This is a genomic window from Sphingobium sp. TomTYG74 (assembly GCF_055393875.1).
The window spans coordinates 782,604-797,477 of sequence record NZ_AP027341.1; the positions used below are offsets into that span (position 1 = coordinate 782,604).

The following is a 14,874-nucleotide window of genomic DNA, read 5'->3' on the forward strand; positions in this document are numbered from 1 at the left end:
CAAGAAGGGTAGGTTTTATGTCTCATACATTCGACAAGTCGAAACTGCCGAGCCGCCATGTCTCGGTTGGTCCGGAGCGCGCTCCGCATCGTAGCTATTATTATGCGATGGGCCTGACTGAAGAAGAGATTGGCCGCCCCTTCGTAGGTATTGCTTCGGCGGGCAATGACAGCGCACCTTGCAACACGACGCTCGACATGCAGGCGGACTTCTGTCGTCAGGGCGTGAACGAAGCAGGCGGCATGCCGCGCCGGTTCAACACCATCACCGTCACCGACGGTATCGCTATGGGCCATCAGGGTATGAAGAGCTCGCTGGCGAGCCGCGAAGTCATCGCGGATTCGGTCGAGCTTTCGGTTCGCGGCCACTGCTATGACGCTCTCGTCACTTTCGCCGGATGCGATAAGTCGTTGCCGGGGATGATGATGGCGATGCTGCGCCTGAATGTGCCGTCGATCTTCGTTTATGGCGGGTCGATCCTGCCGGGCCGTTTTGAAAATCGCGACGTTACCGTCGTCGATGTGTTCGAGGTGGTCGGCAAATATGCGGCGGGTGCCTGTCCGCTGAAGGATGTGATCGCGCTGGAAAAGGTCGCTTGCCCCGGACACGGCGCTTGCGGCGGTCAGTATACGGCGAACACCATGGCCTGTGTGGGTGAGGCGATCGGCCTCTCGCTGCCGAACAGCAACATGGCGCCGGCTCCCTACAAGAGCCGCGAAGAAGTTGCCGTCGCCGCTGGCCGTCAGGTGATGGAGTTGCTGGCGAAGAACATCCGTCCGCGTGATATCTGCACTCGTGAAGCCTTCGAGAATGCGGCCCGGATCGTTGCCGCGACGGGGGGCTCGACCAACGGAGCGCTGCACTTGCCCGCTATGGCGAACGAATGCGGCATCGATTTCGACCTGTTCGATGTGGCGGAAATCTTCAAGTCGACGCCTTACATCGCTGACCTCAAGCCAGGCGGTAAATATGTCGCCAAGGACATGTATGATGCTGGCGGCGTCTACATGCTGATGAAGACGTTGTTCGACAACGGCCTGCTGCATGGCGATTGCATGACCGTCACCGGCCAGACGATCGCCGAGAATATCGAGGAAGTGACCTGGAATCCTGACCAGAAGGTCATCTATGACGTCAAGTCGCCGATCACTCCGACGGGCGGCGTCGTGGGTCTGAAGGGTTCGCTTGCTCCCAATGGCGCGATCGTGAAGGTCGCGGGCATGCACCGCCTCCAGTTCGAAGGGCCTGCTCGCGTTTTCGATTGTGAGGAAGACGCTTTTGCTGCGGTCGAAGCGCGCGACATCGCCGAAGGATCGGTTATCGTCATCCGCTATGAAGGCCCTAAGGGCGGTCCCGGCATGCGCGAGATGCTATCGACCACGGCCGCGCTGTACGGCCAGGGCATGGGCGAGAAGGTGGCGTTGATCACCGACGGACGCTTCTCTGGCGCGACGCGCGGCTTCTGCATTGGGCATGTGGGGCCGGAAGCTGCCGAGGGAGGTCCGATCGCGCTGGTCGAGAATGGCGACGTCATCGCTATCGACGCCGAAGCAGGCACGATCGACCTCAAGGTTTCCGAGTCCGTGCTGGCCGAGCGGCAAAAGAACTGGAAGCCTCGCCAGAATGATTATCAATCAGGCGCTCTGTGGCGCTATGCACAGAATGTGGGACCGGCTTACAAGGGGGCAGTGACGCATCCCGGAGCAAAGACCGAAACCCATGTCTATGCGGATATCTGAACAGATCGCCGGGGCGGGGCTGATGTGCCTTGCCCTGGCAGGCTGTGATCAGGGCGAAGGGGCGCAGAGCCCCTTTGCGAACTCTGCATCGGAAAAAAGGGCTCTTGCGGACTGCGCGATCGGTGCCGACGCCAAATGGGCGCGTACTTGCCTGGTTGAGCAGGACGGACAGCTTCTAACCATCCGCCACCCAGATGGTGGGTTCCGCCGCTTTCATATTCTGGGAGACAGGCGGGGTTTAGCATCGGCTGATGGCGCGGAGCCCGCGAAGATCGCCGTAATTAGCGACGCCGTTATCGAAGTAAGCGCGGGTCAGGATCATTATAGGCTGCCAGCAACCATCCCTCCGGCGGCCGTGCCATGATGGGGACGGCCATCCTGACTGCCGACCAGATGCGGCAAGCCGAGCAGGCCGTGTTCGCGAGTGGTATCCCAGAATATGAACTCATGGAGCGCGCGGGGGCCGCTGCGGCAGAGGTCATTTGGCGCGCGGGCGGTCGGCGGGACCTTCTGGTGCTGTGCGGTCCAGGGAATAATGGCGGCGATGGCTTTGTCGTTGCGCGTTTGCTGCGGGCGCGGGGCGTGCCCGTCCGTGTCGCGGCATTGGGGGAAAGCCGCACGGATTCGAGCCGCCGTGCGCGGGCCGCATGGAATGGGCCGATCGAGCCCCTCAATGACGCTGGTTCGGCAACCCAGCTGGTCGATGCTCTATTCGGCACAGGGCTTTCGCGTGGGCTGGATACGGTTGTTGCCGAACGGCTGAACAGCCTCACGGAGCGATCCGGTCTCAGCTACACCATCGACCTGCCGAGTGGGGTCGATACGAACAGTGGTGCGCTGCTGTCCCCGGTGCCGCAATTCGACGTCTGCATTGCGCTGGGGGCGCTCAAGCCTGCTCATGTGCTGCATCCTGCGGCCGGTACGTTCAAGCGGCTGATTTGTGTGGACATTGGCGTGGGGGGTGGCGGAGCCGTTCATAGGCTTGCTCCGCCTCGCCTGACAGCGCCGGGAGCAACAGATCATAAATATAGCCGTGGACTGGTGGCTATAGTGGGTGGCGGCATGGCGGGGGCGGGGCGGCTTGCTGCCGAGGCTGCGGCGCGTTCCGGCGCAGGCATGGTTCGACATCTGGTCATGGACACAGCTTCTTCCGCTGAGGACGCCATCGTGACGTTGCGGGCTGACGAGCCCGATCAGGTTAAGGCGCAACTTCAGGACGACAGGTTTGCGGCGGTGCTGGTCGGGCCTGGCTTGGGCCATGATGAGCATGCAGCCGATCGTTTGAAAGCAGTGCTGCAATGCGGTCATCCACTGGTGCTCGACGCCGACGCACTAACATTGTTGGCAACGGGGCAGGTGGGGCCAGTTCCGCCTTCGTCGATCCTGACGCCACATGAGGGGGAGTTCGTGCGGCTGTTTGGCGATCTGCCCGGTAGCAAGATTGATCGAGCGGCTGAAGCAGCCCAGCGAACGGGGGCCATAGTGATCCTAAAAGGATCGGATAGCATCATCGCGGCACCCGATGGCTGCGTTGCTGTAGCAACCGGCGCGTCATCCTGGCTATCGACAGCCGGGACGGGGGATGTTCTGGCAGGCCTGGCTGCTGGACGGCTGGCGGTTGGGGGAGACCCGTTTCGCGCGGCGAGCGAAGCCGTGTGGCTTCATGGCGAGGCAGCGAGACGTGCAGGAGCGGCGTTTATTGCGGATGATTTGATCACCCGGTTGCCAGCGGCTATCGCCTCCCGCCTGTGACCGACATCAACAATGACCTTATAATTCGCATCGCCGCAAAGGGCGATGGTGTAACCGCCGACGGGAGGCACGTGCCGCTCGCAGCGCCGGGAGACAGGCTGGCGGCCGATGGCAGTCTTTCAACTGGTCCCCATCATGTTGAAGCTCCCTGTATTCATTTCCCCGCCTGTGGTGGGTGTGAACTGCAGCATGTCGATGAACAAAGCCTCGCTGAGTTCGTCACGGGGCGCGTGACCGGCGCCTTGATGGGGCAGGGCCTGCCGCTGGCGGCTGGGTCATTGCTGTTGCCTCATTTGTCGCCGCCCAGGACACGGCGCCGGACGTCCTTACGGGCCGTTCGGGAGGGGCGGCGGATCGCCATCGGTTTTGCTGAATCGGGTAGTCACAAGCTGATCGATCTTGCGATGTGCGAAATATTGGAACCTCGGCTTTTTGCCCTGATCGAGCCGCTGAGAGCGTTGTTGCCGCTGATCCTGCCGGATAGGCGGGCGGCGCACGTTCGCATGTCCCTTATCGATCAAGGCGTGGACCTGCTTCTGGAAAATGTTCAGGTTCCCGGCTTGACGGCGGACGAGGCGTTGCGTGACTTTGCTGCTGTTCACAGCTTGGCGCGATTGACGATCGATGAAGGTGATGGCCAGCAAACGCGCTGGGAACCTGAGCCGGGCACGATGACATTTGGTGGCGTTGCCGTAGCCTTTCCTCCCTTCGCCTTCCTTCAGGCCACTCCAGATGGGGAATCTGCTCTGCTGGGGGTCGTGAGAGAGGCTCTACCCGTAAGCGGTGCGGTTGCCGACCTCTTTAGCGGGCTTGGTACATTCGCCCTCGGGGTTGGTAAGGAGCGTCCGGTTTATGCGGCCGAGGGTGCGCGCGATCTGGTGCTGTCGCTCAAACTGGCGGCCAATCGGGTACAGCGGCGAATGGTTGCCGACCATCGCGATCTGTTCAGGCGGCCGCTGGTTCCTGAAGAGCTCAATCGGTTTGCAGCGGTGGTGATCGATCCGCCCCGGGCGGGCGCGCGGGAGCAGGTGATGCAGTTGGCGGCGTCAACAGTGCCGGTGATCGCCTATGTTTCGTGCAACCCGGCGAGCTTTGCCCGCGACGCAGCGCATCTTGTCGCAAGCGGATATGTTTTGGACAAGGTGAAGCCGGTTGGCCAGTTCCGATGGTCGACCCATGTCGAACTGGCGGCGGTCTTTCGCCGCTCGTAAAAAAATGATCCCTCGCCACATATTTGCGGCGAGGGAACAGGCACCCTCTCCAAAGGGGAGCTTGAGCCTTTTAGCCCAGCTTGATGACAGTTGCGCGACGGCGTGCCGGAACCGGATCGGCGTAGAGGCTGGCCATCGGCTCGTCCTCAACTTCAATGACCGCTTCCGAGGTGAAGCCGTTGAAGCCGGTGCGCATCGCCGCACCATATGCGCCGAGCATGCCGATCTCGATATAATCACCCGCCACCACATCGTCGGGCAGCATGAACGGACCCACCATGTGATCCATGTCGTCGCAGGTCGGGCCGTAGAAGGAGAAGCCGGTCAAATCCGCCTCGCTCTCTTCCTCGCGCAGCAGCGCGACTGGGAAACGCCAGCCGATATGTGCGGCGTCGAACAGCGCGCCATAAGCGCCATCGTTAATGTAGAGTTCCGTGCCGCGACGACGCTCTACCCGCACGATGATGGAGCTATATTCGGCCGAAAGCGCGCGGCCAGGCTCGCACCACAGTTCCGCCGAATAGCTGATCGGCAGGCTTTCGAAACCGCGATAGATGGCGTCGAAATAAGCTTCCAGTGCTGGCGGTTCCATGCCGGGATAGACCGAGGGGAAGCCGCCGCCGACATCGATGATATCGACCGTGACGGCTGCATCGACAATGGCCGCGCGGACGCGTTCGATAGCGTCGCTATAGGCTTGCGGGCTCATCGCCTGACTTCCGACATGGAAGCAGATGCCAAGCGCGTCAGCCGCCTGACGGGTGGCCATCAGCAGTTCGCGGGTTTCGCCGAGTTCCGCACCGAACTTGGAAGCGAGGCTCAATTCCGAATGTTCGGACGAGACGCGCAGGCGGACGCAGAGTTCAAGGTCCGTAGCGTCTTTGGTGGCACGCAGGATTTTTTCCAGCTCGTCGATCGTGTCGAGCGAGAAGGTGTGCACGCCATGGACGTGATAAGCCTCCGCAATGGCTTCTTCAGCCTTCACGGGGTGCATGAAGCACAGCTTCGCGTTGGGCAGCGTTTCCGCGACGAGGCGAACCTCGGCGATGGACGCAACGTCATAATGCGTGATTCCGCTGTCCCAAAGCGTCCGGAGCAAGTCCGGCGAGGGATTGGCCTTTACAGCGTAGAGCGAGCGCCCCGGAAACTTCTCAGCGAAGAATCGGGCGGCGCGGGCCGCAGCCTGCGGGCGGATCAGCGTTACCGGTGCTGCCGGTTTGAGGGCGGTCGCTACCCCCAGCGCGCTATGGTGCTTGTGCAACTCAAGGGACCTCCAGTGTAGTTCAGGGCATTAAAAGCTGCCTTGCGGTGGAAGTCCCATGGGGCAGCGGAACGGCGATATATGCGTAGGGGTCCCCCCTGTAAAGCGCGTGTGTAAATTTTGTTGCGCGGGCGGGTATGAACCGTGCGTCAGGAGAGACGGGACTTGAAATCCTCGTAGGAAAACCGGCGGATTTGCTTGAGTTCGTCGGTCTTTGAGTTCCACAGCCAGATGGAGGGGAGAGGTACACCGTTGAAGGTGTTAGTCTTTACCATCGAGTAGTGGGCTTGATCGAGGAAGGCGATGCGGCGTCCCGGAGTCGCTCCGCCGGGGATTCGATAGTCGCCGATAATGTCGCCCGCCAGGCAGGAGGGGCCGCCGAGTCGCGTCACTGGCCCTTCATCCTGTTCATGGAGCATGGCGGGGCGGTAGGGCGCCTCTATGACGTCGGGCATGTGGCAGGTGGCGGAAATGTCCGTGATGGCGACGGGCATGCCATTGTCGATGACGTCCAGGATTTCGCCGATCAGGATGCCCGCATCGAGGGCCATCGCCTCGCCGGGTTCGATATAGAGTTCAAGTCCGGTCTGCGCCTTGATCTGCTGGAGAAAGGCGATCAGGTCGTTGATTTGATAGTCAGCACGCGTGACATGATGGCCGCCGCCGAAGTTGAGCCATTTCAGGCCGCTGACATGCGGCATGACGCGCGATTCTATCGCGGCCCAGGTGCGTTCGAGCGGCAGGAAATCCTGTTCGCACAGGTTGTGGACATGGAGGCCATCGACGCCTTCAAGATGTTCCGGGCGGAGTTGATCGATGGGGAAACCGAGGCGGCTGTGGGGCTGCGAGGGGTCATATTTGGGTACTTCTCCCTCGGCGTGGAGGGGATTTATGCGCAAACCGATGTCGAAGTTCACACCGTTCATTCTGGCATCATCGATGACGGGTTTGAGCCGCGCGATTTGGCCGGGGCTGTTGAAGATGACGTGGTCCGAGATTTTGAGGATCGCTGCCAGATCGTCCGGTTTGTAGGCGGCGCAGTAGGTCGCGACTTCGCCGCCATATTCTTCGCGGCCGAGGCGTGCTTCGTAGATGCCGGACGCGCAGACGCCGTCGAGATATTCGGTGACTACGGGGCCGAGGGACCACATGGAGAAGGCCTTGAGCGCGCCCAGGACCTTGATGCCTGCGCGGTCGCCTATGTCGCGCAGGATGGACAGGTTGCGGCGGATCGCGGCCTCATCCACGACGAAGGCGGGGGAGGGGACACGGTGGAGGTCGAAATGCGCGAAGGCGGCGGGGTCGCCGGCTTTGGTTTCCATGGACAGCTCCTATCTCCCTCTCCCCTTGAGGGGAGAGGGTCGGGGAGAGGGGAACAACGCTAGGGACGGGTCATTCCCCTCTCCCGCCTTCGCTGCGCTCGGCACCCTCTCCCCTGAAGGGGAGAGGGAATTTAGGATTAGAAATCCAGTGGCTTGTCCAGTTCCTTCACCTGCCAGGGCAGGCCGTGCTTGTTCAGCATGTCCATGAAGGGATCGGGATCGAACTGTTCGATATTGAACACGCCTTCGCCCTTCCATGCGCCGGTCAGCATCATGGCGGCGCCGATCATCGCGGGGACGCCGGTGGTGTAGCTGACCGCCTGATTGCCGGTTTCGGCATAGGCGTCTTCATGGTCGCAGACGTTGAGGACATAGACGGTCTTCTGCTTGCCATCCTTCACGCCGGTCGCGATGTCGCCGATGTTGGTCTTGCCCTTGGTCGTGGAGCCGAGGCTTGACGGTTCGGGCAGAACGGCCTTCAGGAACTGGAGCGGAATGATCTCCTGGCCATTGTAGATCACCGGATCGATGCGGGTCATGCCGACATTCTGGAGCACTTCAAGATGCTTCAGATAAGCGTCGCCGAAGGTCATCCAGAAGCGGATGCGCTTGATTTCGGGATAATGTTTGGCGAGGCTTTCCAGTTCCTCATGATACATGAGGTACATGTTCTTTTCGCCGACCTGATCGAAGTCGAAGACCTGCTTGTGCTTGAGCGCCGGGCCTTCGACCCACTTGCCGCCTTCCCAGTGGCGCGAGGGGGCGGTCACTTCGCGGATGTTGATTTCCGGGTTGAAGTTGGTGGCGAAATGCTGGCCGTGGTCGCCGCCATTGCAGTCCAGAATGTCGAGCGTGTCGATCCGGTCGAGCAGATGCTTCTTGATGTAGGATGCGAAAACGCTGGTGACGCCGGGGTCGAAACCGGAGCCGAGCAGCGCCATGATGCCTGCTTCCTTGAAACGATCCTGATAGGCCCACTGCCAGCTATATTCGAACTTGGGCGTGTCGCGCGGTTCGTAATTGGCGGTGTCGAGATAGTCGGTCTTGGTCGCGAGGCAGGCCTCCATGATCGCCAAGTCCTGATAGGGCAGGGCCAGATTGACGACCAGCTTGGGCTGAACCTTCTCGATGAGCGCAATGGTTTCCGCGACATTGTCGGCATCGACCTGCGCCACGTCGATGGTGACGCCGGTGCGAGCCTTCACCGATTCGGCGACCTTTTCGCAGCTGATGAGGCGGCGGCTGGCGAGCGTGATATGGCTGAAAATGTCAGGATTCATCGCCATCTTGTGAACCGCGACAGACCCGACGCCGCCCGCGCCGATGACCAGAACCTTGCTCAATTCCACTGCTCCATAGGTGAAGCGCGCCCGTTGCGCGAAAGCGCCCATATAGGGGGTGAGCGTGACAGCGCAAAGTCAGACATAAGCTACCGCCGTTCGTTTCGAGCGAAGTCGAGAAATGACATGTTTGCGCTTGCCGTTTCTCGACTACGCTCGAAACGAACGGAGGGGGGGCTAGAAGCTCGCGCCGTCGACCTTGTTGATCGTGAGCGCGTCTATTTCCACCGAGGGCACGCAGCGCAGATTGACGGCGCGGATCGGGCCGTTCGCGGAATCGCCTTCCGCGAAGGATTGCGTGCCGCAGATGTTGCAGAAGCGGTGGGTGATCTGGTGCTTGTAGAATTGATAGTCGGTCAGCTTGTCCTTGCCGCTGCCGAGGGTGAACTGGTCGGCGGGCACGAAGGTGAGGAGGAAGCCCTTGCGGCTGCAATGGGAGCAGTTGCAGGACATGGCCTCGGTGGGCGCGTCGGCGGCTACGGTGAAGGTGACCGCGCCGCAGTGGCAGCTTCCGGTGTAGGGCATGGGGGCTCTCCTTTCACGTGGTTGACCAGCAACTTCAGTTGGACCAGTTCACGGTCATTGACGCGGCAATCATATTAACTTCATTCTTGTTTGGGATCGACCTCGGGGTGCCATGTTAAAAGAACTCGATGCCATGCTCGATATGCCGGTTACGCTTTTTGCCGTTTTGGCGGTTGGCGCTATAATCGGTGTCGCGTTTGAAAAGACATTTGCTGCCATAGATCGGGATAAGCGGCGGGCATATTGGCGTGGGCGAAATTCCACCAAGTCGCGGGCTTCGAAAACCCGGTTTCCCTCGGCTATTCCAGTGGAAGCTGCTCGATCACAAGATTCAACGCAAATGGCGGCTGACCAACTGAAAGTGGTCATGAACGCAGATTTTCAGTGGCGCGCGCTACTCAACAAGCCTGAGCGCCGCTTACTTGGCTGCATTGATCAGGTGCTCGCCGATGAGTGTCCGGGATGGCGCGCAATGGGCCAAGTGTCCCTGGGCGAAATTCTCTATAGCCGGGATAAAGACGCTTTCTGGGCAATCAATGCCAAGAGAGTGGATTTGCTGATTGTCGACCGCGACTGCCGACCGCTACATGCCGTCGAGTTTCAAGGTACGGGTCATCACGGCAGTCCGGAAACCGCCGCGAGAGATGCTATAAAGAAGGAAGCCTTGCGTCGCGCTGGCATTGGGTATGTGGAAGTGGTCAGCGGGAACACTCCAGCAGAGGTGCGGGATATGGTTCGCAAGCTGGCCAATGAGCATAAAATGAAACCGGCGCCTCCTGCCGCCTGACTAACTCACCAACCTCTTCAACCCCTCGACAGTATCCGCCTCCCCCGCAGGCTTATCCCGCCTGATTCGGGCTATCCTCGGGAAGCGCATCGCCAGCCCGGACTTGTGCCGTTTGCTGTCGTGGATGCTGTCGAAGGCGACTTCCAGCACCAGTGACTTTTCCACCTCGCGGACGGGGCCGAAGCGGTTGACCGTGTTGGTGCGCACGAAGCGGTCTAACCATTTCAGTTCCTCGTCGGTGAAGCCGCTATAGGCTTTGCCGACGGGGAGCAGTTCGCCTTCTTCCGTCCAGCAGCCGAAGGTGTAGTCCGAATAGAAGGACGAGCGTTTGCCGTGGCCGCGCTGGGCGTACATCATCACGCAGTCGGCGGTCAGGGGATCGCGTTTCCATTTATACCAGAGCGCGGCCTTGCGTCCGGCGACATAGGGGCTGTCGCGGCGCTTGAGCATCACGCCTTCGATGGCGGCGTCGCGGGCGCCTGCGCGAATTTCGGCGAGGCTTTCGAAGTCTGGCGCTTCGATTAGGGCGGATATGTCGAAGCGGTCGGGGTTGAGGGTCGGGACGACGGCTTCGAGGCGGGGGCGGCGTTGATCCCACGGCAGGGCGCGGAGGTCTTCGTCGGCGTGGAGGAGGATGTCGTAGAGGCGGACGAAGGCGGGGTAGTCGGCCATCATCTTGGCCGTCACCGCCTTGCGGCCGAGGCGTTGCTGGAGGGCGTTGAAGCTGGCCGCCTCGCCCCCCTGAAATTCGCCTTTGACGAGGAGTTCGCCGTCGAGGACTGCGTGGGCGGTGAAGGCTTGAGCGATTTCGGGAAAGCTGCCGGTGATGTCATCCCCGGCGCGGCTGTAGAGGCGGGTCTGCTCGCCGGTCCCGACGATCTGGATGCGGATGCCGTCCCATTTCCATTCGGCGGCATAGTGGGTCAGGTCCACGCTGTCGGCCTCCAGCGGGTGGGCGAGCATGAAGGGGCGGAAGAAGGGGGTGCCTGCGGGGTCGGGGCGGTCGGACTTGCCTTCGGCCCAGTCGAACAGGGCTGTGTAGGGTGGGCTGAGGGCGTGCCAGCATTCCTCCACATCATCGACGTCGAGGTTGAAGGCTTGGGCGAAGCCGGTCTTGGCGAGGCGGGCGGAGATGCCGACGCGCAGGCCTCCGGTGGCGAGCTTGAGGAGGGCGAAGCGGCCGGACGCGTCCAGGTGGTCCATCATTTGGGCGAGGGTGGCTGGGGCTGCGGCTCGGCTGACGCTGTGCAGGCGGTCGATGATGGCGGAGAGGGTGAGGGTGGCGTCGCCTATTTCTGCGGGTTGGTCTTCGCGCTTGGGCCAGAGAAGGGCGACGGTTTCGGCGAGGTCGCCGACATAGTCGCGGCTCATTTCGAAGAGGACGGGGTCGGTGCGGGCGCGGATCATCTCTCCGATGGCGGAGGCTTTGACGGCTTTTATGTCGAGATTGCCGGTTAGGGCGGCGAGTGCCCAGCCTCGATCGGGATCAGGGGCTTCGCGCATGTAGCGGGCGATGAGGTCCAGCTTGCCGTTGCGGGAGCGGGTGTAGACGAGGCCGTCCAGGAGTTGGGAGAATTGTCTCACAAAATGAAACCTCTCTTCCGTTCGGGCTGAGCTTGTCGAAGCCCTTTACTTCTCTTCAAGAAAGAAAAGCCCTTCGACAGGCTCAGGGCGAACGGCGATAGGGGGCGTTTGGTGATCATCACCCCTCATCCTCATCTTCGCGGCCGACCAGTTCCAGCGCTCGGGCGCGCATCTGGTGGGTCATGCACCAGTGGAGCAGGGCTTCCTCGCGGCCGTGGGTGATCCAGGTTTCGGTGGGCGCGACTTCGCGGATGGTGCTGGTCAACTCGTCCCAGTCGGCATGGTCGGAAATGACGAGGGGGAGTTCGACATTCTTCTGTCGCGCGCGCTGGCGCACGCGCATCCAGCCTGATGCCATGGCGGTGATTGGATCGGGCAGGCGGCGGCTCCAGCGGTCGTTGAGGGCGGAAGGGGGCGAAACGATGAGGTGGCCGCGCATCTCCTTCGCCGGGACGCCGGTGGCGGGGCGGAGTTTGCCGAGATCGATGCCGAAATCCTGATAGAGGGCGCACATGCGCTCCATCGCGCCGTGGATGTAGATTGGGTTATGATGCCCGCGCGCTCGGACTTCGCAGATCAGGCGTTGGGCTTTGCCCAGCGCATAGGCGCCGACGAGGACGCAGCGGTCGGGGTGGGCGTGAAGTGCGGCCAGAAGGCGATCGACTTCGCTGCCGGTATCGGGATGGCGGAAGACGGGGAGGCCGAAGGTCGCTTCGGTGACGAAGATGTCGCAGGGGACTGGCTCGAACGGCTTGCAGGTGGGGTCGGGACGGCGCTTATAGTCACCGGTGACGATGACGCGCTCCCCTGCATGTTCGAGCAGGATTTGCGCGGAGCCGAGGACGTGGCCGGCGGGGATGTAGGATATATCGACGCCGCCCATGCGGACTTGCTCGCCATAGCCGACGGGGGTGCCGCTGGCCGTTCCGTAGCGCAGGGTCATGATGGCGAGGGTTTCTTGGGTCGCCCAGACATGGCCGTGGCCGCCGCGCGCGTGGTCGGCGTGACCGTGGGTGACGAGCGCGCGTTCGGCTGGCTGTGATGGATCGATCCAGGCGTCAGCGGGGCGGACGTATATTCCGGTGGGGTGCGGTTCGATCCAGTGGGGCATATCCATCCAAGAAGATGGGAAATGCCCCTATTGTTCCGCAAGAGGTCCGGTCAGGCGGCCTTCTTAAGTTCCAGCTCCAGCCGATCCCAGATTTCGACCAGCGCCTGAACCAGGTCCTGCATCATCTCCACGGTATGCGCCGGGCCGGGCGTGAAGCGCAGCCGCTCGGTGCCGCGTGGGACGGTGGGGTAATTGATTGGCTGCACATAGGCGCCATATTCGGCGAGCAGGATGTCACTGATCCGCTTGGCCTTGACTGGGTCGCCGACCATCAGCGGGACGATGTGGGTGACGGACGGCATGACCGGCAAGCCCGATTCCGCCATCAAACGTTTGAGCGTCGCAGCGGCGACCTGCTGGCCTTCGCGCTCTTCGTTCGACTGCTTGAGGTGGCGGACACTCGCGAGGACGCCCGCGACGAGGACGGGCGAGAGTGACGTGGTGAAGATGAAGCCGGGCGCGTAGCTGCGGATCACATCGACGATCATCTGGTCGGCCGTGATATAGCCGCCCATGACGCCGAAAGCCTTGCCCAGCGTGCCTTCGATGATCGTCAGGCGATGCGCGACATCGTCACGTTCGGAAATGCCCCCGCCATGCGCGCCGTACATGCCGACCGCATGCACTTCGTCCAGATAGGTGAGCGCGTTGAATTCATCGGCCAGGTCGCAGATTTCGGCGATGGGGGCGACGTCGCCGTCCATCGAATAGACGCTTTCAAAGGCGATCAGCTTGGGCGCGTCGGGATCTTCTGCGGCGAGCAGTTCGCGCAGATGATCGACGTCATTGTGGCGGAAAACGCGCTTTTCGCAGCCCGAGTTGCGGATGCCCGCGATCATCGAGGCGTGGTTCAGTTCGTCGGAAAAGACGATGCAGCCGGGAAGCAGCTTGGCGAGAGTGGAAAGTGCCGCTTCGTTCGACACATAGCCGGACGTGAAGAGTAGAGCCGCTTCCTTGCCATGCAGATCAGCCAGTTCAGCTTCCAGATCGACGTGATAATGAGTGTTGCCGCCGATGTTGCGGGTGCCGCCGGAGCCTGCGCCGACATCGTGCAGCGCCTCTTCCATGGCGGCGACGACCTTGGGATGTTGCCCCATGGCGAGATAGTCGTTGGAGCACCAGACGGTGATCGGCTTCGGGCCATTATGGCCATGGAAGCAGCGGGCGTTAGGGAAGGCACCCTTGTTCCGCAGGATATCGATGAACACGCGGTAGCGGCCTTCGCTGTGAAGCCGGTCGATCGCCTGCGCGAAGATATGCTTGTAGTTCACGTAACGCCCTAGTCCCTTAGTGGCCCGCATTCCCCTCTTGCGGGCCGTTTACCTGCTGCCGCGCTTCATTACCAGCGATAACCGTTCGCAGCGTTAGGGAGAATTACCTATCACGATGATAGCGGAAGTTGGGAGTGGACTAAAGGTCCCACCCCTTCACAGCGCTTCCATCTGGGTGAGGCCGAAGTCGGCGAGTGCGGGAGCGAGCGCCGCGACGCTATTGTCCAGGCGCGTGAACACGGCTTTTCCGGACGGGCGGGAAGCTGGCCAATCCTGCCCTTGTGTGAGGTAGGCGATGCGGCGCGCGATGCCTTCCCCGCCGTGGACGAAGGTGAGGGGCCTGGGTGCGGCGGCCGCGAGTTCCGCCTCCACCAGCGGGAAGTGCGTGCAGGCGAGGACGACCGTATCCATAAGGTCGCCGCCGGGCTGATCGAGAAGACCAGCGAGAGCGTCGCGGGCGATAGCGGGGTTTAAAGGCTCGCGGCGCAGCTTGGCTTCGGCCAACTGCACAAGGGCAGCGGAACCGTGACGCAGGACGGTGCAGTCTGCTCCGAACTCGGCCGTTAGGCGATCGACATAGGGCTGGCGCACGGTGGCATCGGTGCCTAGCACGCCGAATACGCGACTTTTGGAAAGAAGCGCGGCGGGCTTGATAGCGGGGACGGTGCCGACGACGGGGATGTCGAGCGCAGCACGGACAGCGGAGAGCGCGATGGTCGAGGCGGTGTTGCAGGCGATCACGGCAAGGCGCGGGCGGAAGCGTTCGACCAGGCGGCCGAGCAGCGCGGGCACGCGAGCGGCGATCTCTGCCTCGCTCTTCGTTCCATAGGGGAAGCCTGCGCTGTCGGCGGCATAGACGATAGGGGCGCTGGGCAACGCTGTACGTGCTGGCGCGAGGATGGAGAGCCCGCCGACGCCGGAATCGAAGAAGAGCAGGGGGGCTGATGCGGCGACCTTCATTATGGCGCACA

13 protein-coding genes are annotated in these 14,874 nt (G+C 61.9%); 5 read left to right on the forward strand and 8 right to left on the reverse strand.

Going from position 1 to position 14,874, the window contains the following annotated elements; translation table 11 throughout:
- Window positions 1-17: 17 nt before the first annotated feature.
- The 4 genes from ilvD to ACZ5TB_RS04075 are packed head-to-tail and all read left to right on the forward strand — an operon-like array spanning window position 18 to window position 4,702.
- On the forward strand, window positions 18-1,739 hold the full coding sequence (gene ilvD, locus ACZ5TB_RS04060) for a dihydroxy-acid dehydratase (protein ID WP_464792103.1): 1,722 nt from the start codon (window positions 18-20) through the stop codon (window positions 1,737-1,739).
- Complete coding sequence (locus ACZ5TB_RS04065; RefSeq protein WP_464792104.1) at window positions 1,720-2,103, forward strand: hypothetical protein; 384 nt, start codon at window positions 1,720-1,722, stop codon at window positions 2,101-2,103. Before ilvD ends, ACZ5TB_RS04065 begins: the two co-directional genes overlap by 20 nt.
- Window positions 2,100-3,491: an NAD(P)H-hydrate dehydratase gene (locus ACZ5TB_RS04070; protein WP_464792105.1), complete on the forward strand. Its 1,392-nt coding sequence runs from the start codon at window positions 2,100-2,102 to the stop codon at window positions 3,489-3,491. Before ACZ5TB_RS04065 ends, ACZ5TB_RS04070 begins: the two co-directional genes overlap by 4 nt.
- Window positions 3,488-4,702: a class I SAM-dependent RNA methyltransferase gene (locus tag ACZ5TB_RS04075; protein WP_464792106.1), complete on the forward strand. Its 1,215-nt coding sequence runs from the start codon at window positions 3,488-3,490 to the stop codon at window positions 4,700-4,702. The genes ACZ5TB_RS04070 and ACZ5TB_RS04075 overlap by 4 nt, the downstream gene beginning before the upstream one ends.
- Window positions 4,703-4,772: 70 nt before the next feature.
- On the opposite strand, the gene ACZ5TB_RS04080 is transcribed toward ACZ5TB_RS04075, so the two are convergent.
- The 4 genes from ACZ5TB_RS04080 to ACZ5TB_RS04095 form a co-directional block, all read right to left on the reverse strand.
- On the reverse strand, window positions 4,773-5,963 hold the full coding sequence (locus ACZ5TB_RS04080) for a type III PLP-dependent enzyme (protein WP_464792107.1): 1,191 nt from the start codon (window positions 5,961-5,963) through the stop codon (window positions 4,773-4,775).
- Between the two features lie 149 nt (window positions 5,964-6,112).
- A complete protein-coding gene (locus ACZ5TB_RS04085; protein ID WP_464792108.1) occupies window positions 6,113-7,285 on the reverse strand; it encodes a carboxynorspermidine decarboxylase in 1,173 nt (390 codons plus the stop codon).
- A 137-nt stretch (window positions 7,286-7,422) separates the two neighbouring features.
- Entirely contained in the window at window positions 7,423-8,628 is a 1,206-nt protein-coding gene (locus ACZ5TB_RS04090; RefSeq protein ID WP_464792479.1) for a saccharopine dehydrogenase family protein, read from the reverse strand.
- Between the two features lie 174 nt (window positions 8,629-8,802).
- The gene (locus ACZ5TB_RS04095; RefSeq protein WP_464792109.1) at window positions 8,803-9,150 is read right to left on the reverse strand and encodes a GFA family protein; all 348 of its coding nucleotides are present in this window, start codon (window positions 9,148-9,150) and stop codon (window positions 8,803-8,805) included.
- A gap of 112 nt (window positions 9,151-9,262) precedes the next feature.
- On the opposite strand from ACZ5TB_RS04095, the gene ACZ5TB_RS04100 reads away from it, so the two are divergent.
- Window positions 9,263-9,937: a DUF2726 domain-containing protein gene (locus ACZ5TB_RS04100; RefSeq protein ID WP_464792110.1), complete on the forward strand. Its 675-nt coding sequence runs from the start codon at window positions 9,263-9,265 to the stop codon at window positions 9,935-9,937.
- On the opposite strand, the gene ACZ5TB_RS04105 is transcribed toward ACZ5TB_RS04100, so the two are convergent.
- The 4 genes from ACZ5TB_RS04105 to murI all read right to left on the reverse strand — a co-directional run bounded on the left by ACZ5TB_RS04105 (window position 9,938) and on the right by murI (window position 14,863).
- Window positions 9,938-11,521, reverse strand: a complete 1,584-nt coding sequence (locus ACZ5TB_RS04105; protein WP_464792111.1) for a cisplatin damage response ATP-dependent DNA ligase — start codon at window positions 11,519-11,521, stop codon at window positions 9,938-9,940.
- Window positions 11,522-11,639: 118 nt separating this feature from the next.
- Entirely contained in the window at window positions 11,640-12,632 is a 993-nt protein-coding gene (locus ACZ5TB_RS04110; protein ID WP_464792480.1) for a ligase-associated DNA damage response exonuclease, read from the reverse strand.
- Between the two features lie 50 nt (window positions 12,633-12,682).
- Window positions 12,683-13,903 (reverse strand): 5-aminolevulinate synthase, encoded by a 1,221-nt coding sequence (gene hemA, locus ACZ5TB_RS04115; RefSeq protein ID WP_464792112.1) that lies wholly within the window; start codon window positions 13,901-13,903, stop codon window positions 12,683-12,685.
- A 156-nt stretch (window positions 13,904-14,059) separates the two neighbouring features.
- Complete coding sequence (murI, locus tag ACZ5TB_RS04120; RefSeq protein ID WP_464792481.1) at window positions 14,060-14,863, reverse strand: glutamate racemase; 804 nt, start codon at window positions 14,861-14,863, stop codon at window positions 14,060-14,062.
- Between the last annotated feature and the right edge of the window lie 11 nt (window positions 14,864-14,874).